Here is a 23,479-nt window from a genome sequence, read left to right on the forward strand (position 1 = left end):
TCAACCTTGGGTCAAGGGTTCCTCATACGGCCGGCCGGCGTGCAGTTCCAGGGGACCGGTGCCGTCGGCCCGCGCGGTCAGGCAGGCTTCGATCTGCCGGCGCAGCAGGGGCTTGACCAGGCCGCGCAGCTCGCCCCGCGCCGCCGTGCGCCAAGCCGAGAGCTCGCCGCGCGGCAGGCGGATGCGGGCGAGCTCGGCCGGGCCGAGCACGCCGCCGTCGTAGAGGAAGCGGATCCGGGCCGGACGCCCCTCCTTGTGCGCCCAGTTGACCGCGAGCAGACGTCCGGGGGCGCGGTCCAGCCCGGTCTCCTCGCGCACCTCGCGGGCGGCGGCCGCCCGCGGGGTCTCCCCGACGTCGCTGTCGACGCCGCCGCCCGGGAGGAGCCAGCGGCCCGGCTTGCCGTAGGTCGGGCGTACCAGCAGGACGCGTCCGGCCGGGTCGGTGAACAGCACGCTCGCCGCGGTGACGGCCTTGGGGCGCGCGGCGCGGTGCGCGGCGGCGTCGAAGGCGCCCGCGTGCTCCAGCTCGGCCCGGCGGGCCCGGTCGAGCCCGGCGGGCGAGCCGGGTTGGGGGGCCGCGTCGACCAAGTGTGCGAACGAACCGGCGTACAGGGCGGCCAGGGCGGCGCGCAGCCGCCGGGCGGTACGGGCGGGGAGCCGCTCGTAGGCGTCCTCGGGCGTCAGCCAATGCGCCCTCCAGCCCCCACCGGCCGCGCCGGCGATCGGGGCGGCCTGCTCGTCGGTGAGCGGTCCGACGAGGTGGATGTGGGTGACGAGGGACCGCCCGAGCGCGCCCGGCCGGCAGGAGTCGACGGCCAGCAACCGACCGGCCGGCGCCGTCAGGCCCAGTTGCTCCCACAGCGCCCGCGCCAGACCCTCCTCCGGGGTCTCCGTGTCCATGACCGGGGCGCCGGGCAGTTCGAGCCCGGCCTCGTGGGCGGCGGACCGTACGAGGACCCGGCCGCGGGCGTCCAGCACGATCCCGGTCGCGGTCAGCAGCGGGGCGGGCCGGGCGGCCCGGTGCGGGCCCGGGCCACCGGAGGAGGGCCGGTCGGGCACTCGGTCTCCTGGGGGAGGAAGGGGAAGGGCGGCACCATTGTGGCCGCCTGGCGGCCGTCGAGCGGTCAGGCGCGGACCAGGAGCATGCCGCCCATGGTCACCATGGTGGCGGCGACGAGCCCGTCCAGGACCCGCCAGGCCGCCGGGCGCGCCAGGACTCCGCTGAGCAGGCGGGCGCCGTAGCCCAGGGTGGTGAACCAGGTCAGGCTGGCCACCCCGGCGCCGATGCCGAAGGCCCACCGCAGGTCACCGCGGTCGGCGGCGAGGGAACCGAGCAGCAGGACGGTGTCCAGGTAGACGTGCGGGTTGAGCCAGGTCATCGCCAGGCAGGTCAGCACGGCCCGGCGGGCGGAGCCGGCGGCGGCGCCGTCCGAGGCGAGGGCCGCGCCCGGGACGGGCCGCAGCACCCGGCGGGCCGCGAGGACCCCGTAGCAGATCAGGAAGCCGCCGCCGGCGAGACCGACGACGGTCAGCGCGGCCGGCCAGACGGTGACGAAGGCGCCGACGCCCGCGACGCCGAGGACGATCAGGACCAGGTCGGACACAGCGCAGATGGCCACGACGGGGAGGACGGCGTGCCGGCGCGCGCCTTGGCGCAGCACGAAGGCGTTCTGTGCGCCGATGGCGACGATGAGGGAGAGGCCGGTGCCGAAGCCCGCCAGGGCCGCTGTGGTGATGCCGTGTGTCATGTGCTCGACGGTAGGCGCGGCGACTGATGCAGTACAGCTAAAGATTTTTACGTACCCTTAGCTCTTGTGATGGACGAGCTTCCCCTGGAACAGGTGCGGACGCTTCTCGCCGTGGTGGACGAGGGCACCTTCGACGCGGCGGCGGCCGCCTTGCACGTCACTCCCTCCGCCGTCAGCCAGCGCGTCAAGGCGCTGGAGCAGCGCACCGGCCGGGTGCTGCTGATGCGGACCAAGCCGGTACGGGCGACCGAATCGGGGGAGGTGGTGGTCCGCTTCGCCCGGCAGTTGGCCCGGCTGGAGCGCGACGCGCGCGCCGAGCTGGGCATGGGCATGGCGGACGGGCGGGGGGCGGTGCGGCTGCCGATGGCGGTCAACGCGGATTCGCTCGCCACCTGGTTCCTGCCGGCGCTGACGCGGGTGCCGCAGGACCCGCCGATCTGCTTCGAGCTGCACCGGGAGGACGAGGGACACACAACGGCCCTGCTGCGGGAGGGGCAGGTGATGGCGGCCGTGACCTCCTCGCCCGACCCGGTGGCGGGCTGCACGGTACGGCCGCTGGGCCTCGCGCGGTACCTGCCGGTGGCGAGCCCCGGTTTCGTGGCCGGGTACCTGGCCGGGCCGCGCGGTCCGGTCGATCGGCTCCGCGAGGCGCCGACGATCGTGTTCGACCGCCGGGACGAACTGCAGGACCGCTTCGTACGCTCGCTCGGCGGCCCCGACGCCCAGGCCGCCTCGGCCGCTGCCACCCGGCACCTGGTGCCGACCTCGGAGGGCTTCCGTGACGCCGTGGCGGCCGGTCTCGGCTGGGGGATGGTCCCCCAGTCGCAGGCCGAGCCGCTGCTGCGGACGGGGGAGCTGGTCCTGCTGACGCCCCGGCGGCCGTTGGACGTGCCGCTGTACTGGCAGCAGTGGAAGCTGGACTCGCCCGCGCTGGCGGTCGTCGCCACGGTGATCGTCCGGGCGGCGGCGGAGGCGCTCCTGCCCGCGGCCCCGACGTCGGACGCGACGCCGGACCGGACGCCGGACCTGACGCTCTAGGGTGGGCGCCATGGACTCCTACACGATCGGCCAAGCGGCCCGATTGCTCGGCGTGAGCGTCGACACGGCACGCCGCTGGGCCGACGCCGAACGGTTCCCGACCCGGCGCGACGGGCTCCGGCGGATGGTCGACGGCCCCGACCTGGCGGCCTTCTGCGTCGAGCTGGCGCAGGAGGGGGCGGACGGCGACGAGACCCCCTACACCTCGGCGCGCAACGCCTTCCCGGGGATCGTCACCGCCGTGAAGCTCGGCATCGTCGACGCGCAGGTCGAGATCCAGGCCGGCCCGCACCGCGTGGTCTCCCTGCTGACCCGGGAGGCGGTGGAGGAACTCGGCCTGGAGGTCGGGGCCCGGGCCGTCGCCCGGGTCAAGTCGACCAGCGTCTTCATCGACCGCGGCTGACGGGACGCTGACCACCCGGCCCACCTGGCCCGCCCGGCCCACCCGGCCCACCCGGCCCGTCCGGCCGCGCCGGGGGTGGGCGTCGAGGGAGGCGCGGGCGGCGGTGGCAGACTGGCCGCTGATCCGCCGAAGGGAAGTACCCCGTTGTCCATGTTCAGCAACCTGCGCCGGGCCGTGCGCATCGGCTACCGCCGGGCCGTCGACCTCAGCCACCCGGCCCGCTCCCCGCTCGGCAGCGCGGTCGTCAACTGCGTGGTCTACCGCGACGGTGTCCGCCAGGACGGCTGCGCCGACGCCGAAGAGGCGCTGCGCCGGGTCCGCAAGAGCGGCGACGGCTTCGTCTGGATCGGCCTGCACGAGCCCTCCCAGGAGGAGCTCGCGGGCCTCGCCGCGCTGTTCGGGCTGCATCCGCTCGCCGTCGAGGACGCCGTGAACGCGCACCAGCGGCCCAAGGTGGAGCGCTACGACGACACCCTCTTCGCCGTCTTCAAGACGGTCCGCTACGTCGAGCACGAGGAGCTGACGGCGACCAGCGAGGTCGTCGAGACCGGCGAGCTGATGGCCTTCACCGGGGCGGACTTCGTCCTCACCATCCGACACGGCGGGCAGGGCACCCTCGGCCCCGTCCGCGAGGCCCTCGAAGCGGCGCCGGACCAACTCCGCAAGGGGCCGGCCGCCGTGCTGCACGCGATGGCCGACCACGTCGTGGACGACTACCTGGCCGTCACGGACGCCGTGCAGAGCGACATGGACGCCGTCGAGACCGCCGTCTTCAGCGAGAACGGCGCCGGCGGCGACGCCGGCCGGATCTACCAGCTCAAGCGTGAACTCCTCGAACTGCGCCGGGCGGTGGCGCCGCTGGCCCGCCCGCTCCAGCTGCTCGCCACGCAGCCGATACCGGTGATCCCGCCCGAGATCCGCGCCTACTTCCGCGACGTGGCCGACCACCTCTCCCGGGCCACCGAGCAGATCAACTCCTACGACTCCCTCCTCGACTCGATCCTCCAGGCCCACCTCGCGCAGGTGACCGTCGCCCAGAACGAGGACATGCGCAAGATCACGGCCTGGGCGGCGATCGTCGCCGTCCCCACCATGGTCTGCGGGGTCTACGGCATGAACTTCGACGACATGCCGGAATTGCACTGGCGGTACGGCTATCCGACGGTCATCGTCGTCATGGCGCTCGCCTGCTACGTCATCCACCGCGGCTTCCGGCGCAACGGCTGGCTCTGAGCCGCGCGGCGGGTACCGTCTGTCGTCGGTGATCATCGGCGGGAACGGGTGGGGCGGGCATGGACGTGGCAGCGGTGGAACTGGTCGGCGAGCGAGTGCGCCTGGAGCCGTTGGAACAGCGCCACCACGACGGGCTGTGCGAGGCGATCCGGGACGGGAGCCTGTGGGAGCTCGCGGTCACGATGGTTCCGCACCCCGACGAGGTGCGCGGCTTCATCGACGACGCGCTGGCGGCGCGCGCGCAGGGCACCCAGCTCGCCTACGCGACGGTCGACCCGGCCACGGGCCGCATCGCCGGTTCGACCCGGCTGATGATGATCGACCCGGCGCACCGGCGGCTGGAGATCGGCTGGACCTTCCTGGGCACCTCCTGGCAGCGCACGGGCGTGAACGCCGAGGCCAAGCTCCTCATGCTGACCCATGCCTTCGAGGCGCTGGGCATGAACCGGGTCGAGTTCCTCACCGATGTCCGCAACAGCGCCTCGCGCGCCGCCATATCCGGTCTCGGCGCGGCGCAGGAAGGCGTCCTGCGCAGTCACATGGTGATGCGGGACGGCCGGGTCCGCGACTCCGCGCTGTACGCGTTGACGCGCGCCGAATGGCCCGAGGCGAAGCGGGCGTTGACCGCCCGCATCGCCGCGTCGGCCCGCGCGGCGGCGTCGCCCCGGGGCTGAGCGGCCGCGGCGCGGGGCGGGCGCCCCCCGTCGGATGTCCCGCCGCCGGGCGCCCTCCGGCCGGCGTCGCTCAGCGGCCCCGGGCGGCGGCCAGGGGCATCAGCATCAGCGGCTCCGAGGTCGGACGGGCCGAGCCGCCCGCCGGCTCCAAGGTGACCCCGACGGCGGTGGCCCGGCCCACCGGTCCGCTCAGCAAGGTGCCCCCGTCGCCCGGGACGAGGCCGGCCGGACGCATCACACCGCCGTCCGCGAACCACAGTTGGTAGGTCCTGCCCGCCGGGGCGGCCGGCAGCCCGGAGCTCAGGAACACCGCCCGGTTCCGCGCCGCGCTGACCACCACGGTCGCCCGCGCGCCGGACTCCGAGCGGCCGGTGACCGTCCGGGCGTCGGGGGCGGCGATCACCTCGGTCAGGTCCCGCAGGTCGTGCACCGCGCGCGCCGACTCCCGGGCCTGCTCCCGCTGCCACAGCGCCGTGCCGCCCAGCGCCAACGCCCCGGCCAGGCACGCCGCCAGCGCCAGCGGGAGGGTCCGTCCGCGCAGGGCCACCATGCCCCGCCGGACCGGGGGGTGTTGGCGCACCGTGTCAATGCGGGCCAGCACCTCGGCCCGCATCGCGACCGGCGGCGCCAGGGCGACCGCCGCACCCAGCCGGGCCGCCGTCGCGGCGAACTCCCGCACCTCCTGCGCGCACAGCGGGCAGCGGGGCAGGTGGCGCGCGAACGCCTCCCGTTCCTCGGGGTCCAGCGCGTCCAGGGCGTAGGCGCCGGACAGCGCGTGCAACTGGTCGGTGCCGCTGCTCATACGGTGACTCCCATGCAGTCGCGCAGCCGGATCAGCCCGTCGCGCAGCCGTGTCTTGACCGTGGGGAGCGGGGTGCTCAGGGTCTCGGCGACCTCGCGGTAGGTGAGCCCGCCGTAGTAGGCGAGGTGCACGGCCTGTCGCTGGAGCTCGGTGAGCCCGCGCACGCAGCGGCGTACCTGCTCGCTCTCCAGCCGGATCTCCACCCGCTCGCTCACCTCGTCGTAGGCACGGCTGTGCTCCCGCGCGGCGTTGTCCTGCTCCCGGGCGGTCGCGGCCTGCGCCGAGCGGACCCGGTCCACCGCCCGGCGGTGCGCGATGGTCATCACCCAGGTCATCACGGCGCCCTTGTCGGGCCGGTAGCGCGGGGCCTGCCGCCACACCTCGATCAGCACCTCCTGGGTGACCTCCTCCGATTGCGCACGGTCGCGCAGGACCCGGACGACGATCCCGTGGACGGGGCCGGCGATCACCTCGTACAGCGCCGTGAACGCGTCCTGGTCGCCGCGGGCGATCCGCTGCATCAGGGCGGGGAGGTCCGGTCCGGGGTCGATCCGGGGCACGCCGACGGTCACCGGTTGCTGTCGCACGCGGGCCTCCTTCGCCGGCCGGTGCGGACGTTTCGCGTACGGGTCATGGCGGTTCGCCTCCGGGGTGGGCGTCGTACTCGGGTCCTCCACCAGCATTCGGAGCCGGGGGGCCCCGCGGATTGGATTGCTCCGGAAATGACAACGGGCTGTTCGACGCGTCCGTTATCTGGTAGGAAAGTTTCCTAACGGATCGGAAGCCTCAACCCCCCTATGGAGGCCCTGTGTTCACCCCTCGCCGTCCGAGCAAAACCGTCGCCGTCGGAGCCCTCCTCGGCGCCGCACTGCTCGCCGTCCCGGTGGCCGCGCACGCCACCGCGACCCGGGCGCCCGCCGCCCCGGCCGCCGTCGCCCTCCCGGCGGCCGCCACCAAGGCGACCGGACTCGACGACCCGGCGAAGAAGGACATCGCCATGCAGATCGTCTTCAGTGCCGAGAACTCCTCGCTCGACTGGAAGGCGCAGTACAAGTACATCGAGGACATAGACGACGGCCGCGGCTACACGGCCGGCATCATCGGATTCTGTTCGGGCACCGGCGACATGCTCGACCTCGTCGAGTACTACACGCAGGTCAAGCCCGGCAACGTGCTCGCCAAGTACCTCCCGGCCCTGCGCAAGGTCGACGGCACCGACTCGCACAAGGGCCTGGACCCGAACTTCACCAAGGACTGGGCGAAGGCCGCCCAGGACACGGAGTTCAAGAAGGCCCAGGACCACGAGCGCGACCGCGTGTACTTCGACCCCGCCGTGAAGCAGGGCAAGTCCGACGGGGTCGGCACGCTCGGCCAGTTCATCTACTACGACGCCATCGTCATGCACGGCGACGGCAGCGACTCCACCAGCTTCCGCAACATTCGCAAGCGCGCCCTGACCAAGGCCAAGCCCCCGGCCCAGGGCGGCAACGAGACCACCTGGCTCAACGCCTTCCTCGACGCCCGCGTCTGGGCGATGAAGCAGGAGGAGGCGCACAGCGACACCAGCCGCGTCGACACCGCCCAGCGGGTCTTCCTCAAGAAGGGCAACCTGAACCTCGACACCCCGCTCGCCTGGAAGGTCTACGGGGACTCCTTCCACATCGGCTGAGCCACCCGCGGCGGCCCGGACCGCATCCCCTTCCCGGCCCGGGCCGCCCACCCCGCCACCACCACCGCGGCCGCCAGCCCGTACGCCACCCGCACCGTCCCGCCGCCCAGCGCCGGCGCGGAAACGTACGCCGCGGCGCCCGCGACCGCCACCCCCAGCCACTCCGCGCGCCCGTCCAACGCCACCAGCGCGACCAGCAGCAACGCGTACCAGGAGTACCCCGGGGTCATCAGCAGGAACGCGGTGCCGGTCACCGTCAGGGCCCCGCTCCACGGCCGCAGCGGATCACCGCGCCACCAGACGTACGCCACCACCGCCGCCATCCCGAGCGCCACGGCCGGTACCGCCCAGGACGCCGGGAGCACCAGCCGCAGCAGCGCGTACCGGCCGCCCGCGCCAGGGTCCTCGTACCCCTCCTCCGCCGCGTATCCGCCGAGGTAACCGAAGACCGACGAGCGGGACACGAGCACGTACGGCAGGTACACCAGCCCCACCACCGCGACCGCCGGCAGCAACAGGACCGCCGCGTCCCGCCACCGGCGTACGCCCGCCAGCGCGCCCGGCAGCAGTACGGCCGGCAGCAGCTTCGCGGCGACCGCCAGCCCGAACAGCGCCCCGCCCACGGCCCGGCGGCGCACCACCACCCCCAGGGCGACCACCGACAGCAGCACCGCCAGGGTGTCCACGTGCGCGTCGTTCACCGCCTCCACCGCGACCGCCGGGCACCACGCCCAGTAGGCGGCCGTCCGCGCGTCCGCGCCCGCCCGCCGCCGGACCCACAGAACGGCCCCCGTGACGCCGAGCGCGGTGAGCGCGCCGCCCACCTGGAGCGCCTTGTGCCGCACCCCGGACGGCGAGAGGGCGTGCACGAGGGCGAAGTACCCCTCCGCCACGGGCGGGTAGATGGTGTGCACGGTCGGCCGGTTGATGCGGGTGCACACCCCCGGCTCGACGGGGGCCCGGTCCGGACGGGCGCAGGCCGGCCCGCCGCGCGGGAACAGCCAGTCGTCGCGCAGCCCGCGCAGCGCCGGATCCGCCGGGGCGTGGTCGTACGGCGAGATCCCGGCGGCCTGCACCCGGCCGTCCCACGCGTAGCGGTAGGAATCGGTACTGGTCAACGGTGGCCCGGCCAGCCCCGTGACCGCCACCGCCAGCGCGCCCGCCCACACCAGGGGGACCACCCGCCGCCGCGGAACCCGGCGCACCGTCCACGCGGCGGCGCCGAACAGCGCCCACGCGACGGCGTACCACCGGGTGAGTCCCGCCGGGTCGGTGACGTAGCCCTCGTCGCGGACGGCCGGCACGAGGACGGCCGTCAGGGCGGCGAGCAGCAGGACGGTGACGGCGGTCCAGGGGAGGCGGCGGCGACGGGGCTCGTTCATCGGGCCAGCCTCCCAGCGGGCGCCTGAGCCAGGGGCGTGACCTGGCCCGACGTCCGCGTTTCGTAAGGTGTCGAACCCCCCGGGCGGGGCCCCGCGGCGGTGTGATGGAGGACATGACTCCCCCAGCCCCGCGCAGCCGGTGGCGGCCCCGGCGCCCTTCGCTCCGGCGCCCTTCGCTCCGGCTCCCCTCCTTGCGGCCCTCCTCCCTGCGGCCCCCGCCGCTCCGGCCGCCCTCCTTCTCCGGCCGGCTGCACGACGCCCGCACCGCCACCGCCGTAGGGCGATGGCTCGGCGCGGCCTTCGTCGTCTGTTTCGTCACCGGTCTGATCAGCCACTACCTCCAGCACCCGCCCTCCTGGGCGGCGGACTCGCTGCCCGCCCGGCCGATCTGGGGCTACCGGCTCAGCCAGGGCCTGCACGTGGGGACCGGTCTCGCGGCGATCGTGCTGCTGTTGGTCAAGCTGTGGACGGTCTACCCGAGGCTGTTCACCTGGCCGCCGGTGCGCGGGGTACGGCACGCACTGGAACGGCTGTCGGTCGCCGTGCTGGTGGCGTCCGCGGTCCTGGAGGTGTTCACCGGACTGCTCAACGTCGTCGAGTGGTACCCCTGGCCGTTCGGGTTCATCCAGACGCACTTCGCGTTGGCCTGGGTCGTGATCGGCTCGATCATGCTCCACCTCGCCGTCAAGGCGCCCGACATCAGGGCCCATTGGAGCCGTCGCTCGCCCGGCACCCGGGAACTCCCCGCGGCGGACGGCCCGGACCGGCGCGCGCTGCTCCTGGGGGCCGGGGCCGCCATCGGCGTGGTCACCCTCGCCACCGTCGGACAGAGCCTCACCCCGCTCAAGCGGCTGGACCTGCTCGCGCCCCGGCATCCCGACATCGGACCCATGGGGCTGCCGGTGAACCGGACGGCCGCGGCCGCCGGAATCACCGCCGAGGCGCTGGCCGACTGGCGACTGGAGGTGATCGGCCCGAACCCCTACCACCTGACGCTCGACCAACTGCGGGCGCTGCCACACGCCTCCGCACGGCTGCCGATCGCCTGCGTGGAGGGCTGGAGCGTGGAGGCGCGCTGGGGCGGGGTCCGGATCGCGGACCTGCTCGCCCGGGCCGGCGCCCCACCCGGCGCCGGGCTGCGCGTGACCTCGCTGGAGACCGGCGGCGCCTACCGGGTGATGGAGATGGGCCGCGACTACGCCGAGGACCCGCTGACGCTGCTCGCCCTGGAACTCCACGGTGAGGTGCTCTCCGCGGACCACGGCTACCCGGCGCGGATCATCGCCCCCAACCGGCCGGGCGTGCTCCAGACCAAGTGGGTCACCCGGTTGGAGGTGCTGTGAAGACGTACCGGTACACCCTGGGCGCGCTCGGGCTGCTGCTGATCGCCGTCGGGGCCCGCCTGGTGGCCGTACTCCCGGACCCCCTCGACGTCCTCGTCTGGCTCGGCGGGGCCCTCGTCCTGCACGACGCCGTCATCGCCCCGCTGGTGCTGGGCGTCGGCATGCTGGTGGCGGCGCTGCCCGCGCGGGGGCTGACGCGCGGGGCGCTGCTCACCGGCGGCGCGGTGCTGCTGGTCACGCTGCCGCTGCTGCTGCGGCCGGGCGCTGCCCCCAACGCGTCGGCGTTGCCGCTTCCCTACGGGAGGAACCTGCTGCTGGTCCTGGGGGCGGTGGCCGTGGCCGCCGCACTCCTCGCGGCGGTCTCGGCGGTGCGCTCGCACGGCCGGCGCCGGCGGGACACCTGACGGGGCCCCCGGGCCTACGCACGTATGCTCGGGGGCCATGACGAGGCTGGAGCGGCTGAGGGCGGACCACGCGGATGCCCTGCTCGCCTTCGAGCGGGCCAACCGGGCGTACTTCGCGCGCACGGTGCCGGACCGGGGGGACGCGTACTTCGCCGATTTCGCCGACCGGCACCGTGCCCTGCTCGCCGAACAGCACGCGGGCGGCTGCCACTTCCACCTCGTGTTCGACGCCGAGGGGGAGGTGGCGGGGCGGATCAACCTCGTGGACGTGCTGAACGGGAGCGCCGAACTCGGCTACCGGATCGGCGAGAGGTCGGCCGGGCGCGGCCTGGCGACGGCGGCGGTCCGCGAGATCCGCCGGATGGCCGCGGGCGAGTACGGGCTGCGCGACCTCACGGCGGTCACCACCCTGGACAACCCGGCCTCCACGGCCGTGCTCACCCGCAGCGGCTTCACCGCCACCGGCGAGACCCTCATCGGCGACCGCCCGGCCGTCCGCTACGTCCTCCGCCTCCCCACCCGGCCTTGACCGCCGGGCCTCCTCCCGGCATGGCGGGGGCGGGCCGGCGGGCCGGGGCTACGGGCTGCCGGGGTGACGGGGTGGGTGGGCGCGGGCGAGTTCCACGAACACCCGGCCCCCGGCCGACCAGCGGTGCGTCGGCGCCCAGCCCGCAGCCGCCGCGCACGCGGCCAGCGCCGCCGGGCCGACGCGGGCCCACGGGAACGGGGCGCCGACGCCACCCCGGCCGTCCGCCACCCGGACCACGCAGCGCTCGTCCACCTCCACCTCCACGCACTCGACGATCAGCGCGCCCGTCCCGGCCAGCACCTCGGCCATCCGCCGCAACAGCGTCGCCGGGTCACCGCCGATCCCGATGTTCCCGTCGATCAGCAGCGCCGTGTCCCAACGCCCCTCCCCGGGAAGCGTTTCGAAGACCGACCGGTGCAGTGCCGTACCTCCCGAGCGGGCCGTACGGGCCACCGCCTCCGGACTGACGTCGATCCCCAGCGAGCGGTGCCCCAGGGCGGCCAGCGCCGACACCAGCCGGCCGGGGCCACAGCCGATGTCCAGCACCGCGCCCCGACAGCGGTCCAGCACCGTCCGGTCCGCCCCGTCGGGCTCCTCGCACCAGCGTTCCACGTCCAACGGCAACAGCCAGCCGTCCCCGCGCCGCAGGTAGAGGGGACCCCGGCCGCTGCGCAGCGCGACGGTGTACGGGTCCGCCGACCAGGCCGCGACCGCCCCCGCCGCGCTCACCGGCGGCCCGCCGGGGCGAGCCGCGCCAGCCGCGCCGCGAAGGCACCCGCCGGGGCGTGGGCCGCCACCAGCCTGGCGTCCTCGGCGGTGTCCACGTCCCGCAGTACCGGCAGCCGCCCGATCCGCAGTCCGGCCGCGCGCAGCCGCTCGTACTGGACGGCGCCCGTCTCGGGCACCGACATCGGTACGCCGAGCAGCAGCGCCGGGTCGGGTACCGCCAGACCCAGCGCCCAGAAACCCCCGTCCACGGCCGGCCCGAACCACGCGTCGCGCTGCGACCAGTCGACCGCCAGCAACTCCGGTGTGACCTGGGGGGTGTCCATCCCGATCAGCAGCGCGGGCCCGACGCACCCCGCGAAGGCGGCCGCGAGCCGCTCGTCCAGGCCCCCGGCCGCCTGCGGCACCACCTCGAAGCCGGGCGGCAGCCACGGTCCGGGCCGCCCCTCCAGTACGAGCACCCGTCGCTCGGCGGGGGTGCGGACCACCGCCTCCAGGGTGTCGGCCAGCGCGGCCTCCGCCAGCCCGGCCGCCTCGGCGGGGGTGAACGGCGGGGTCAGCCGGGTCTTGACCCGGCCGGGCAGTGGCTCCTTCGCGATCACCAGCAACGTACTCACCGGGCACCCCCGGACACCGGGCGGCCCGCGACCGGCTCCGCCAGCACCCGGCTCATGTCCCGCACGGCGTGCCAGGTCCCCCGCCAGGTGCCGGTCACCTTCGACTTCCCGGACCGGGGCAGGTACGGCACGTCCACCTCCCGGACCCGCCACCCGGCGTCCGCCGCCCGCACCACCATCTCCAGCGGATACCCGGAGCGCCGGTCGGCCAGGTCCAGCCCCAGCAGGCCGGTCCGCCGCGCGGCGCGCATCGGTCCCAGGTCGCGCAGCTCCAGGCCGGTGCGGCGACGTAGCATCCGGGCCAGCGCCAGGTTCCCGGCCCGGGCGTGCGCGGGCCAGGCGCGCCGGCCCTGCGGACGGCGCCGGCCCAGCACCAGGTCCGCCTCGCCGGCGGCCACCGAGGCCGCGAACCCGGTCAGCAGTCCCGGGTCAAGGGAGGCGTCGCAGTCGCAGAAGCAGACGATGTCCGCCTCGGCGGCGAGCAGCCCGGCGTGGCAGGCGGCGCCGAACCCGCGCCGCTCCTCGCGCACCACGGTCGCGCCGAGCGCCCGGGCGATGTCGGCGGAGCCGTCGGTGGAGCCGTTGTCCACGACCAGGGCCCGCCAGCCGGCGGGGATGCGGTCCAGCACCCAGGGGAGGGCCTCGGCCTCGTTCAGACAGGGGAGTACGACGTCTACGGTCGCGGTCATGGTCACGGGTTCACCGTAGGAAGCGGGAGTCGCCGATGGGGTCCGGGACTCCTTACGAAACGCGGACGTCACCCCGACCGGACCGGTGTGCGCTCCCGCGCACGGGCGCAGGATGGGAGGCTGGACCGCATGAGCATGGAAGCGCCCCCCGCCCGGATCCTCGTCGTGGACGACGACCCGACCGTCTCCGAGGTCGTCGCCCAGTACCTGCGGCGCGCCGGGTTCGCCGTGGAGGAGGCCGGTGACGGACCGTCCGCCCTGGACCTGGCCGGGCGGGCGCGCCCCGATCTGGTGGTCCTGGATCTGATGTTGCCGGGGCTGGACGGGCTGGAGGTGTGTCGGAGGCTGCGCGAGGCCGGTCCCGTACCGGTGATCATGCTGACCGCCCGGGGGGACGAGGACGACCGGATCGCGGGCCTGGAGGTGGGCGCGGACGACTACGTCACCAAGCCGTTCAGCCCGCGCGAACTGGTGCTGCGCGTGACGTCGGTCCTGCGGCGCAGCCGGGCCGCGGGGCCCGTCGGCGGGCCGCGGGTCCTCGCGGGCGCCGGGCTCGCGCTGGACCCGGCGACCCACCGGGCCACCAAGGACGGGCGGGAACTGACGCTGACGCTGCGGGAGTTCGACCTGCTCGCGCACTTCCTGCGGCACCCCCGGCGGGCGCACGGCAGGGAGGAGCTGATGCGCGAGGTGTGGGGCTGGGACTTCGGGGACCTGTCGACGGTGACGGTGCACGTACGGCGGCTGCGCGCGAAGGTCGAGACCGACCCGGGCCGGCCGCGGCTGATCCAGACGGTGTGGGGGGTCGGCTACCGCTTCGACCCCGCGGGTGGCGACCCCGCGGGTGGCGACTCCACCGGTACCGATTCCACGGGTACCGGCGAGGCGGAGCCTGATGACGCGGGCCCCGGTGCGGCGGAGTGGGCCGGGACGGGGGAGCCGGCATGACGGACATCCTGCTCATCGCGCTGTTCGCCCTCGGCGGCGCGGCCTGTGCCGGAGTGCTCGGCGCGGGCGTCCTGCGGCTGGTGCGGCACCGCTCGGTCGCCGTCTCGCTCACGGTCATCGCCGCCGTCACCGTCACCGCGATGCTGGCCGGCACCCTGGCCGTCGCCCAGGCCATGTTCCTGTCCCCGCACGACCTCGGCGTGGTGACCCTGGTCGCGGCGATGGCGGCGGTGGTCTCCTTGGTGACCGCGCTGGTGCTGGGCCGGTGGGTGGTCGCCCGCAGCCGGGAGCTGTTCCTCGCGGCCCGCGACTTCGGTGACGGCGGCAGCTTCGCGGCGCCGCCCGGGCAGACCACCGCCGAACTCGACGCGCTGTCCCGCGAACTGGCGGCGACCAGCGCGAAGCTGGCCGCCTCCCGGGAACGGGAGCGGGCGCTGGAGGCGTCACGGCGGGAGCTGGTGGCCTGGATCTCGCACGACCTGCGGACCCCGCTGGCGGGGCTGCGGGCGATGTCGGAGGCGCTGGAGGACGGCATGGCCGCCGACCCGGCCCGCTACCACCGCCAGATCCGCACCGAGGTGGAGCGGCTGAACTCGATGGTCGGCGACCTGTTCGAGCTGTCCCGGATCCACGCGGGCGCGCTCAGCCTGGTCCCGAGTCGGATGTCGGTGTACGACCTGGTCGGGGACGCGCTGTCGGGGGTGGACCCGCTGGCGCGCGAGCACGGCGTACGGCTGGTGGGGGACACCGTCGAGCGGGTGCCGGTGGAGGTGGACGGCAAGGAGATGACCCGCGTCCTGGCGAACCTGCTGATCAACGCCATCCGGCACACCCCGACCGACGGCACCGTCGCCATCGCCGCCGAACAGCGGGCCGGTGCGGTCGTCCTGTCCGTCACGGACGGCTGCGGCGGCATCGCGGCCGAGGACCTGGCCCGGGTCTTCGACACCGGCTGGCGCGGCACGACCGCCCGTACGCCCCCGGCCGGAGCGGGCCTGGGCCTCGCCATCGTCCGGGGCATCGTCGAGGCCCACTCCGGCCGCGCCACCGTCCACAACGTCCCCGGCGGCTGCCGCTTCGAGGTGACCCTGCCCCTCACGGCCTGACCCCGCCCCGGGCCCTGCCAGGACCGGTCCGACGGGCCGCCACCCCGCCCCGGCGCTGCCCATGCGGCGGGGGCCCCGGGCCCGTGCCGCCGCGACGGCTGCCCGGTCCTTCCGGGGTGACGGTCCGGGTTCAGTGGGGCCGCCCACGGCGTCTCGCCCCCGGCCACCGGCACGGGTGTCCCGGCGTTGTCGGGCGCCGGCGCCCGCCCGGTAGGAGTGAGGGCCGCCCGTGGCCGAGCGGTTGCGCCGGTGGCGGGCGAAACCCCGGACCGGGTCGCCCTCGCCGCGCCCGGTCGCGTCGCTTGGCGGCTGCCCCTGTCATCGTCCGAGGTGGCGGCGCCCGTAGCGGAGTGGCCTAGGGCGCCTGGCCTCGGCCGCCGCCGCATGCATCGAGGCGTTGTCGGGGGCCTGCCCCGCCCGGGAGGGCGCCGGCCTTGTCCGTGGCGCGCGCCGGGCGGGGCGGTTGTGCCGGTGGCCGGTGAAGCCGGGACCGGTCCCGGCTCAGCGCCACCGGTCCCGAGCCGTGGCCGCAGCGCTCCGGCGACGGCCCCGGTTCGGGGGAGGTACCTACGGAGCCCCGCCCCCAGGCTGCCGCCGCAGGGGGCAGGGGGCAGGGGGCAGGGGGCAGGGGGCTTTGGGGGGCCGGCGCCCGTCCGGTGCGGCGCCGGGCCTTCGCCCGCGCCGGGCGCCGCGACGGCGGTGGGCGAACCACGGGCCGCCGCCCGGCTCGACGCGGCCGGTTCGCGGGGCGGGTGGGACTTCACCGTCGCCGGCGCGCGTGACCGGCCCGCGAGAACCGCCCGGCCAGGGCTCAGGTGGCGCGCTGGGCGGCGTGGGCGAACTCGGTCATGCCCTTCTCGAAGGGCACCTCCGGGCGCCAGCCCAGGTCCGCGCGGAGGCGGCGCGAGTCGGCCGTGATGTGCCGGACGTCGCCGAGGCGGAACTCGCCGGTCACGATCGGGTCCGGGCCACCGTGCGCGGCGGCCAGCGCCGAGGCCATCTCCCCGACCGTGTGCGGCTCGCCGCTGCCCGTGTTGTACGGGGTGCAGGCGCCCGGCGGGAGGACACCCGCGCCGCCCAGCGCCTCCAGCGCCACCACGTTGGCCGCGGCGACGTCCCCGACGTGCACGAAGTCGCGCCGCTGGGCCCCGTCCTCGAAGACCCGCGGCGCCTCGCCCCTGGCCAGCGCCGACCTGAAGAAGGACGCCACCCCCGCGTACGGGGTGTCGCGCGGCATCCCCGGCCCGTACACGTTGTGGTAGCGCAGCGACACCGCCCGGCCGTCCACGCACCGCGCCCAGGCCGCCGCCAGGTGCTCCTGCGCCAGCTTCGTGGACGCGTACACGTTGCGCGGGTCGGCCGGCGCGTCCTCGGCCACCAGGCCCGGCGCGAGCTCCGCCCCGCAGGAGGGGCAGCGCGGCTCGAAGCGGCCCTCGGTCAGGTCCGCCACCCGGCGCGGCCCGGGCCGCACCACCCCGTGGCGGGGGCAGTCGTAGCGGCCCTCCCCGTAGACGACCATCGAGCCCGCGAGGACGAGGGAGCGGACCCCGCTTTCGGCCATCGCCGCGAGCAGGACCGCCGTGCCCAGGTCGTTGATCCCGACGTAGTCGGGCGCGTCGGCGAAGTCCTTGCCGAGCCCGACCATCGCGGCCTGGTGGCAGACCGCGTCCACCCCGCGCAGCGCCGCCCGCACCGCCTCGGGATCGCGCACGTCCGCCCGTACGAAATCCGGCCCCGGCCCCGGCCCCGGCGGCGGCGGGACGGGGTGGGCGGCCGGCAGCAGGGCGTCGAGGACCACGGGGTGGTGCCCGCGCCGACGCAGGGCGGTGACGATGTGCGAGCCGATGAACCCGGCTCCTCCGGTGACGAGTACGCGCATGCACCGGACGCTACGGAATCCGCCGCGCCGACGGCGGTTCCCGCGCGCCGCCGTAAGGCTTCCGTCACTTCTCCGCAGCCCACCGGCGGACTGGAGTCCCCGGCCGCGGAAGCGTCAACTCCCCTTCCGCACAAGGAATCCCGCGCATCTTCCCGCCCCCCGAGTGGCTTGAGGTCGCCGTAAGAAGGGCATAAGTCCGGCCTGGGGTCGCTCCTGCGGGAGGAGTGGCCGAATCCGCTCCCTGGGGGGACCCGTGCACTACTACACGGACATACTCAAGCGCTACGCGGACTTCGACGGCCGGGCCCGCCGGCAGGAGTACTGGATGTTCGTCCTGTGGAACATCCCGATCGTCGCCGTACTCATGGTGATCGACTTCGCGCTCGGCAGCTACCCCGTCATCACCTGGATCTACAGCCTCGCCGTCCTGCTGCCCAGCCTGGGCGTCTCCGTACGCCGGCTGCACGACACCGGCAAGTCCGGCTGGTGGTACCTGATCAGCCTGATCCCGTTCATCGGCGGGATCTGGATGCTCATCCTCATGGCCACGGAGGGACACCGCGGCCCGAACGAGTACGGGGCCGACCCCAAGCAGGTCGTCGCCGCCTGATCGCCGCCTGACCCACACCGCCGCGCACCACCACACCGCACCCAGCGCCGCCTCCGGCCGGAAACAGCCGCAGGCGGCGCTTTCGCGCGCCGGGTGACATGTCTCTCGTGATCTCGCGGCCGGGGGGCTGTCCAGACCGGCCCGATCACGAGATATCTTGATGTCGAGCAATGTTGCAGACGAGAGACGCAGACTGTGGAGCGGAGCATCCGGTGACTGACTCGACCATCATCTACACGCACACTGACGAGGCCCCGGCCCTCGCGACGTATTCGTTCCTGCCTGTGGTCCAGGCGTACGCGTCGACGGCCGGTGTGAATGTCGAGACCCGTGACATCTCCCTGGCCGGTCGGATCATCGCCAGCTTCCCGGAGCACCTGGAAGAGGGGCAGCGCATCGCCGACGCCCTCGCCGAGCTCGGTGAGCTGGCGAAGACGCCGGAAGCGAACATCATCAAGCTGCCCAACATCTCGGCCTCGATCCCGCAGCTCAAGGCCGCGGTCGCCGAGCTCCAGGGCCAGGGCTACGCGCTCCCGGACTACCCGGACGACCCGAAGACCGACGAGGAGCGCGAGATCCGCGCCCGCTACGACAAGGTCAAGGGCAGCGCCGTCAACCCGGTCCTGCGCGAGGGCAACTCCGACCGCCGCGCCCCCGCCTCGGTCAAGAACTACGCCAAGGCGCACCCGCACCGCATGGGCGCCTGGAGCCCCGAGTCGAAGACGAACGTCGCCACGATGGGCGAGAACGACTTCCGCTCCACCGAGAAGTCCACCGTCATGGCCGAGGCCGGCACGCTCCGCATCGAGCACGTCGCCGCCGACGGTACGACCACCGTGCTGCGCGAGTCCGTACCGGTCCTCGCCGGCGAGGTCGTGGACGCGTCCGTGATGCACGTCGACGCGCTGCGCACCTTCCTCAACGACCAGATCGAGCGTGCCAAGGCCGAGGGCGTCCTGTTCTCCGTGCACCTCAAGGCCACGATGATGAAGGTCTCCGACCCGATCATCTTCGGCCACGTGGTCCGCGCCTTCTTCCCCAAGACCTTCGCCCGCTACGGTGACGCGCTCGTCGCCGCCGGCCTGTCCCCGAACGACGGCCTCGGCGCGATCCTCAAGGGCCTGGCCGGCGTCCCGGACCTCGGCGACGAGATCAAGGCGTCCTTCGAGGCCGAGCTGGCCCACGGTCCGGCCCTCGCCATGGTCGACTCGGACAAGGGCATCACCAACCTGCACGTCCCCTCCGACGTCATCGTCGACGCCTCCATGCCGGCCATGATCCGCACCTCCGGCCACATGTGGGGCCCGGACGGCCAGGAGGCCGACACCCTCGCCGTCCTCCCGGACAGCAGCTACGCCGGTGTCTACCAGGCCGTCATCGAGGATTGCCGCGCGCACGGCGCCTTCGACCCCGCCACCATGGGCTCGGTGCCGAACGTGGGCCTCATGGCGCAGAAGGCCGAGGAGTACGGCAGCCACGACAAGACCTTCGAGATCGCCGCCGCGGGCACCGTCCGCGTCGTCGACGCCGAGGGCAACGTGGTGCTGGAGCAGGAGGTCGCCGCCGGTGACGTCTTCCGCGCCTGCCAGACCAAGGACGCGCCGATCCAGGACTGGGTCAAGCTCGCCGTCACCCGCGCCCGCGCCACCGGCGTCCCGGCCGTCTTCTGGCTGGACGAGGGCCGCGCGCACGACGCGCAGCTGATCGCCAAGGTCAAGACGTACCTCGCCGACCACGACACCGACGGCCTCACCATCAAGATCCTCTCCCCGGTCGAGGCCACCGCCTTCTCCCTGGAGCGCATCCGCCGCGGCGAGGACACCATCTCGGTGACCGGCAACGTGCTGCGCGACTACCTGACCGACCTCTTCCCGATCCTGGAGCTGGGCACCAGCGCCAAGATGCTGTCGGTCGTCCCGCTGATGAACGGCGGCGGCCTCTTCGAGACCGGCGCCGGCGGCTCCGCCCCGAAGCACGTGCAGCAGCTCGTCAAGGAGAACTACCTGCGCTGGGACTCGCTGGGCGAGTTCCTCGCGCTGGCCGTCTCCTTCGAGCACCTCGCGACCACCACCGGCAACGCCCGCGCCCAGGTGCTGGCCGACACCCTGGACCGCGCGACCGGCACCTTCCTCAACGAGGACAAGTCGCCGAGCCGCAAGCTGGGCGGCATCGACAACCGCGGCAGCCACTTCTACCTTGCCCTGTACTGGGCGCAGGAGCTGTCCCGCCAGATCGACGACCCGAAGCTGGCGGCCGCCTTCGAGCCGCTCGCCAAGACGCTGGCCGAGCAGGAGCAGACCATCGTCGGCGAGCTCATCGCGGTCCAGGGCTCCCCGGTGGACATCGGCGGCTACTACCAGCCCGACCCGGCCAAGTGCGCCGCGGTGATGCGCCCGTCCGCCTCCTTCAACAAGGCGATCGCGACGCTGGGTTAAGCCCTTCGCGTTCCGCGTGTTCCGCCCCGGCCGGCCCAGCGCCCGGCCGGGGCGGACCCGTCTGCGGAACCGCGTCCGCGGAACCGAGCCCCCGGTAACCGGCGGCGGAACCCCGCCTCCGGACCCCGGCTGCGGTGCTCGGCGTAGGCGCGCTGGGCCCCGTGACGTACGCGCGGCGGCCCCGCGCGCCGCGAACCGTTGTCCGTACGCCGGGAATCGGCTCTACTGCTGTGCAGCCCCGGGCACGGGGCATATTCCGGGAGGGGCGGCAGATGAGGGCGAACCGGCGGGCAGAACGGGCGGCACGGCCCTCCTCGCACCGGCGCCGGCCCCGCTTCCGGGGGCGCAGGCCGCTCCTGGTGCTCCTGATCTCCGCCTTCCTGCTCGTCGGCGTCTGCGCCGCGACCGGCATCGCCTGGGACCCCTTCACCGCCGAGGCGCGCCAAGGCGGTCCGGCACCCGTGTCCGGCAGTGGCCCCCGGCCCACCGGCCCCACCGCCACCGCGAGCCCCGCTCCGAGCCGGAGCCCCGCTCCGAGCCCGGAGACGCCGGACAAGGCGATGCCCCGCGGTGAGGTCGACACCGGCGCGCCCCGTCCCACCGGAGCGCTGCCCTTCGACCTGCCCGCGCCGGCCGCGCTGCGCTCCGGCGCCGCCGGCAAGAAGCTGGTGTTCGCGCACTACTTCACCCCGTACCCGCTCTCCCTCGACAACGCGAGCGCCGACGTCGACTACTACACCCGCAACTACCTCAGCCCCGCGGGCGAGAACGGCAAACACCAGCGGTACGGCGGCCTGCTGCGCGACCGCCCGCTGCCGGTGCCGCCCAAGTCCGGCGACTGGGAGGCCGCCAACCTCCGGCAGGAGGTGCGCACCGCGCGCGACGCGGGCCTCGACGGCTTCACCCTGGACCTGCTCGCGCTGTCCGGGAGCAACCGGGACCGGGCCGAACTGCTGATGTCCGCCGCCCACGCCGTGGACCCCGCCTTCAAGATCATGCTGATGCCCGACATGACCGCCCTGACGTCCGACGACCCGGCGGTGCTCGCCGACGCCCTCGCCGAGCTCGGCGCACACCCCGCCGCGTACCGGCTCGGGGACGGACGGCTCGTCGTGTCGCCCTTCAAGGCGGAAGCCAAGAGCGCCGACTGGTGGTCCCGCGTCATGGAGTCCCTCCAGGCCCGGCACGGCATCCGCACGGCCCTCGTCCCGCTCTTCCTCGACTTCGACGCGAACCACGCGGCGTTCGCCCACATCAGCTACGGCTTCTCCGAATGGGGCACCCGCAGCTACGTCGGCCAAGAGGGCGCCACCGCCGACGTACGGCGGGCCCACACGGCCGGCAAGGTCTGGATGCAGCCCGTATCCGTCCAGGACAGCCGGCCCAACCAGGGCGTCTACGACGAGGCGGGCAACACCGCCACCCTCCGCTCGACGTGGGAGCACGCCATCGACGACGGCGCCGACTGGGTCCAGCTGACCACCTGGAACGACTACTCCGAAGGCACCCAGTTCGCGCCCTCCCTCCACAACGGGTACACCTACCTGGACCTGACCTCCTACTACCTGACCCGGTTCAAGACGGGCAGCCGGCCCCCGATCGTGCGGGACACCCTCTACGTGACGGCCCGCACCCAGTTCGCCGCCGCCGACCCCACCGGCGGTCAGTCGCTGCTGATGTCGCCGCGCAGAGGCGGCGCCGCCCCGCGCGACACGGTGGAGGTGCTCAGCTTCCTCACGGAGCCCGCGACGGTCCGCACGGCCGTGGGCTCCGTCCAGGACACGCACGAGGCGCCGGCGGGCCTGCACTCCGAGCTGCTGCCCCTGCGGCCGGGCACCATGGCGGCCCGGGTGGTCCGGGAGGGGCGCGCCGCGGCGGAGGTGGAACTCCCGTACCGGGTGGACCGTACGGTGCGGGTACAGGACCTCCAGTACTACGGCGCGACCAGCGGGCGGCAGTAGCTCCGAGGCCCCGACCACCCTGGCGCAATTGGCCCTACCGGACGTGCGGTCGGCCCCGCATGCTCCGGAGGACCGTCCCACCGCCCTCCGGAGGAGCATCGTGACCGAGCCGCACAGCGAGCCGAAGAGCGCGCCGACCGCCCCACCGAGCGTTCCCCCGGCCTTCCCGGGCGGTCGGCAGCTCTTCCGCCTCGACCCGGCGATCGCCCACCTCAACCACGGCTCGTTCGGCGCCGTCCCGATCGCCGTCCAAGAGGCCCAGGCGGCGCTGGTGGAGGAGGCGCACGCCGACCCCGACACCTTCTTCGTCGGAGTGGCCGACCGGATCGCCGCCGCCCGCGGCCGGGTCGCCGCCCACCTCGGCGCCGAGCCGGACGGGATCGCGTTCATCTCCAACGCCACCGAAGGCGCCAACCTCGCCCTGAACGCCGTCGAACTGGCCGACGGGGACGAGATCCTGGTGACCGACCACGGCTACGGCACGGTCACCGCGGCCGCCGCCCGCCGGGCCCCCGTCACCACCGTCTCCCTGGACCCCGGGCTCCCGGACGAGGACGCCGTACGGGAAACCGTGCTGGCCGGTCTGACGCCCCGCACCAAGGTGGCGCTGCTCGACCACATCAGCTCGCCCACCGCCCGCCTCATCGCGACCCCGGCCCTCCTCGCCGACCTCGCGGCCCGGGGCGTCACCACCATCGTCGACGGGGCCCACGCGCCCGGCATGCTCGCCGACCCGCTCGCGGGCGGCGCCGACTTCTGGTTCGGGAACCTGCACAAGTGGGGGTACGCCCCCTCCGGCAGTGCCCTCCTCGCCGTCGCCCCCCGCCACCGGGGCCGCGTCCGGGCCCTCGTGCCGTCCTGGGAGGACGGGGAGGGCTTCCCCCGCTCCGTCGAGTACCGGGCCACCGCCGACTACACCGGCTGGCTCGCCGCCCCCGAGGGACTGGACCTCCTCGACCGGCTCGACGCCGGCAAGGTACGGGCCCACAACAGCGCCCTCGCCGGCTACGGTGCGACCCTGCTCGCCGAACTCCCCGGCCTCACGCCGCTCCCGTACACCCCGGGAGTGGGCATGCGCGCCCTGCGGCTGCCGCCCGGCACCGCCGAGACCCCGGACGCCGCCCGCGCGTTGCGCGAGCGGATCGCGCGGGAGCTGCGGATCAGGGTGCTGATCTGGCCCTGGCCGGGCGGCGGCGGCATCCGTGTGTGCGGCCAGATCTACACCCGCCCCGAGGAGTACGAACGCCTCGCCGCCGGCCTCCCCGGCTACCTCGCGGGGTAGC

Annotated in this window: 23 protein-coding genes; 14 read left to right on the plus strand and 9 right to left on the minus strand. The window is 74.6% G+C overall.

Annotated elements, in window-relative coordinates:
* Together ACFVXJ_RS13515 and ACFVXJ_RS13520 are read right to left on the minus strand one after the other, a co-directional pair.
* The gene (locus ACFVXJ_RS13515; RefSeq protein ID WP_389661854.1) at window positions 1-1,059 is read right to left on the minus strand and encodes an NUDIX domain-containing protein; all 1,059 of its coding nucleotides are present in this window, start codon (window positions 1,057-1,059) and stop codon (window positions 1-3) included.
* 65 nt (window positions 1,060-1,124) lie between these two features.
* Window positions 1,125-1,748 (minus strand): LysE/ArgO family amino acid transporter, encoded by a 624-nt coding sequence (locus ACFVXJ_RS13520; RefSeq protein WP_389661855.1) that lies wholly within the window; start codon window positions 1,746-1,748, stop codon window positions 1,125-1,127.
* A 69-nt stretch (window positions 1,749-1,817) separates the two neighbouring features.
* Here ACFVXJ_RS13520 and ACFVXJ_RS13525 point away from each other — a divergent pair, with 69 nt between their 5' ends.
* The 4 genes from ACFVXJ_RS13525 to ACFVXJ_RS13540 all read left to right on the plus strand — a co-directional run bounded on the left by ACFVXJ_RS13525 (window position 1,818) and on the right by ACFVXJ_RS13540 (window position 5,096).
* Window positions 1,818-2,786: a LysR family transcriptional regulator ArgP gene (locus tag ACFVXJ_RS13525; RefSeq protein WP_389661856.1), complete on the plus strand. Its 969-nt coding sequence runs from the start codon at window positions 1,818-1,820 to the stop codon at window positions 2,784-2,786.
* Window positions 2,787-2,796: 10 nt separating this feature from the next.
* Complete coding sequence (locus tag ACFVXJ_RS13530) at window positions 2,797-3,189, plus strand: TOBE domain-containing protein (protein WP_361307720.1); 393 nt, start codon at window positions 2,797-2,799, stop codon at window positions 3,187-3,189.
* Between the two features lie 150 nt (window positions 3,190-3,339).
* Window positions 3,340-4,422, plus strand: a complete 1,083-nt coding sequence (gene corA, locus ACFVXJ_RS13535) for a magnesium/cobalt transporter CorA (RefSeq protein ID WP_389661857.1) — start codon at window positions 3,340-3,342, stop codon at window positions 4,420-4,422.
* 59 nt (window positions 4,423-4,481) lie between these two features.
* Window positions 4,482-5,096 carry a GNAT family N-acetyltransferase gene (locus ACFVXJ_RS13540; RefSeq protein ID WP_389661858.1) on the plus strand — a complete coding sequence of 205 codons (615 nt, stop codon included), beginning with the start codon at window positions 4,482-4,484 and terminating at the stop codon, window positions 5,094-5,096.
* Between the two features lie 70 nt (window positions 5,097-5,166).
* On the opposite strand, the gene ACFVXJ_RS13545 is transcribed toward ACFVXJ_RS13540, so the two are convergent.
* Together ACFVXJ_RS13545 and ACFVXJ_RS13550 are read right to left on the minus strand one after the other, a co-directional pair.
* Complete coding sequence (locus ACFVXJ_RS13545; RefSeq protein WP_389661859.1) at window positions 5,167-5,898, minus strand: anti-sigma factor domain-containing protein; 732 nt, start codon at window positions 5,896-5,898, stop codon at window positions 5,167-5,169.
* On the minus strand, window positions 5,895-6,485 hold the full coding sequence (locus tag ACFVXJ_RS13550; protein ID WP_389661860.1) for a sigma-70 family RNA polymerase sigma factor: 591 nt from the start codon (window positions 6,483-6,485) through the stop codon (window positions 5,895-5,897). The genes ACFVXJ_RS13545 and ACFVXJ_RS13550 overlap by 4 nt, the downstream gene beginning before the upstream one ends.
* Window positions 6,486-6,706: 221 nt before the next feature.
* On the opposite strand from ACFVXJ_RS13550, the gene ACFVXJ_RS13555 reads away from it, so the two are divergent.
* Complete coding sequence (locus ACFVXJ_RS13555) at window positions 6,707-7,567, plus strand: chitosanase (RefSeq protein WP_389661861.1); 861 nt, start codon at window positions 6,707-6,709, stop codon at window positions 7,565-7,567.
* Here ACFVXJ_RS13555 and ACFVXJ_RS13560 read toward each other — a convergent pair.
* Window positions 7,540-8,949, minus strand: coding sequence for a glycosyltransferase 87 family protein (locus ACFVXJ_RS13560; protein WP_389661862.1), 1,410 nt, complete (start codon window positions 8,947-8,949; stop codon window positions 7,540-7,542). The genes ACFVXJ_RS13555 and ACFVXJ_RS13560 overlap by 28 nt on opposite strands.
* A gap of 191 nt (window positions 8,950-9,140) precedes the next feature.
* Between ACFVXJ_RS13560 and ACFVXJ_RS13565 the strand changes: the two genes are divergently transcribed.
* From ACFVXJ_RS13565 to ACFVXJ_RS13575, 3 genes are read left to right on the plus strand one after another with little or no spacing between them, the layout of a single operon-like run.
* A complete protein-coding gene (locus ACFVXJ_RS13565) occupies window positions 9,141-10,292 on the plus strand; it encodes a molybdopterin-dependent oxidoreductase (protein WP_389661863.1) in 1,152 nt (383 codons plus the stop codon).
* A complete protein-coding gene (locus ACFVXJ_RS13570) occupies window positions 10,289-10,696 on the plus strand; it encodes a hypothetical protein (RefSeq protein ID WP_389661864.1) in 408 nt (135 codons plus the stop codon). Before ACFVXJ_RS13565 ends, ACFVXJ_RS13570 begins: the two co-directional genes overlap by 4 nt.
* A gap of 37 nt (window positions 10,697-10,733) precedes the next feature.
* Window positions 10,734-11,225, plus strand: a complete 492-nt coding sequence (locus ACFVXJ_RS13575) for a GNAT family N-acetyltransferase (protein ID WP_389661865.1) — start codon at window positions 10,734-10,736, stop codon at window positions 11,223-11,225.
* A 48-nt stretch (window positions 11,226-11,273) separates the two neighbouring features.
* Here the strand turns inward: ACFVXJ_RS13575 and ACFVXJ_RS13580 are convergent, their stop codons facing one another.
* Genes ACFVXJ_RS13580 through ACFVXJ_RS13590 form a run of 3 tightly spaced genes read right to left on the minus strand, consistent with a single transcriptional unit; the run spans window position 11,274 to window position 13,257 of the window.
* Window positions 11,274-11,954 (minus strand): methyltransferase domain-containing protein, encoded by a 681-nt coding sequence (locus ACFVXJ_RS13580; RefSeq protein ID WP_389661866.1) that lies wholly within the window; start codon window positions 11,952-11,954, stop codon window positions 11,274-11,276.
* Window positions 11,951-12,568 carry a DUF2064 domain-containing protein gene (locus ACFVXJ_RS13585; protein ID WP_389661867.1) on the minus strand — a complete coding sequence of 206 codons (618 nt, stop codon included), beginning with the start codon at window positions 12,566-12,568 and terminating at the stop codon, window positions 11,951-11,953. The genes ACFVXJ_RS13580 and ACFVXJ_RS13585 overlap by 4 nt, the downstream gene beginning before the upstream one ends.
* Entirely contained in the window at window positions 12,565-13,257 is a 693-nt protein-coding gene (locus ACFVXJ_RS13590; protein ID WP_389661868.1) for a glycosyltransferase family 2 protein, read from the minus strand. The genes ACFVXJ_RS13585 and ACFVXJ_RS13590 overlap by 4 nt, the downstream gene beginning before the upstream one ends.
* A 129-nt stretch (window positions 13,258-13,386) precedes the next feature.
* Here ACFVXJ_RS13590 and ACFVXJ_RS13595 point away from each other — a divergent pair, with 129 nt between their 5' ends.
* Both ACFVXJ_RS13595 and ACFVXJ_RS13600 read left to right on the plus strand, forming a co-directional pair.
* Window positions 13,387-14,205, plus strand: coding sequence for a response regulator transcription factor (locus ACFVXJ_RS13595; RefSeq protein ID WP_389661869.1), 819 nt, complete (start codon window positions 13,387-13,389; stop codon window positions 14,203-14,205).
* Window positions 14,202-15,311 carry a sensor histidine kinase gene (locus ACFVXJ_RS13600; protein WP_389661870.1) on the plus strand — a complete coding sequence of 370 codons (1,110 nt, stop codon included), beginning with the start codon at window positions 14,202-14,204 and terminating at the stop codon, window positions 15,309-15,311. Before ACFVXJ_RS13595 ends, ACFVXJ_RS13600 begins: the two co-directional genes overlap by 4 nt.
* Before the next feature lie 811 nt (window positions 15,312-16,122).
* Here ACFVXJ_RS13600 and ACFVXJ_RS13605 read toward each other — a convergent pair.
* Window positions 16,123-17,190: an NAD-dependent epimerase/dehydratase family protein gene (locus ACFVXJ_RS13605; protein ID WP_389661871.1), complete on the minus strand. Its 1,068-nt coding sequence runs from the start codon at window positions 17,188-17,190 to the stop codon at window positions 16,123-16,125.
* A 253-nt stretch (window positions 17,191-17,443) separates the two neighbouring features.
* Between ACFVXJ_RS13605 and ACFVXJ_RS13610 the strand changes: the two genes are divergently transcribed.
* The 4 genes from ACFVXJ_RS13610 (at window position 17,444) to ACFVXJ_RS13625 (ending at window position 23,478) form a co-directional block, all read left to right on the plus strand.
* Window positions 17,444-17,800: a DUF805 domain-containing protein gene (locus ACFVXJ_RS13610; RefSeq protein WP_389661872.1), complete on the plus strand. Its 357-nt coding sequence runs from the start codon at window positions 17,444-17,446 to the stop codon at window positions 17,798-17,800.
* A gap of 212 nt (window positions 17,801-18,012) precedes the next feature.
* Window positions 18,013-20,235, plus strand: coding sequence for an NADP-dependent isocitrate dehydrogenase (locus ACFVXJ_RS13615; protein WP_389661873.1), 2,223 nt, complete (start codon window positions 18,013-18,015; stop codon window positions 20,233-20,235).
* A gap of 272 nt (window positions 20,236-20,507) precedes the next feature.
* On the plus strand, window positions 20,508-22,196 hold the full coding sequence (locus tag ACFVXJ_RS13620; protein WP_389661874.1) for an endo-1,3-alpha-glucanase family glycosylhydrolase: 1,689 nt from the start codon (window positions 20,508-20,510) through the stop codon (window positions 22,194-22,196).
* A gap of 100 nt (window positions 22,197-22,296) precedes the next feature.
* A complete protein-coding gene (locus tag ACFVXJ_RS13625) occupies window positions 22,297-23,478 on the plus strand; it encodes an aminotransferase class V-fold PLP-dependent enzyme (RefSeq protein ID WP_389661875.1) in 1,182 nt (393 codons plus the stop codon).
* Window position 23,479 lies beyond the last annotated feature (1 nt).

The organism is Streptomyces sp. NPDC058279, from assembly GCF_042881255.1.
GTDB lineage: Bacteria > Actinomycetota > Actinomycetes > Streptomycetales > Streptomycetaceae > Streptomyces.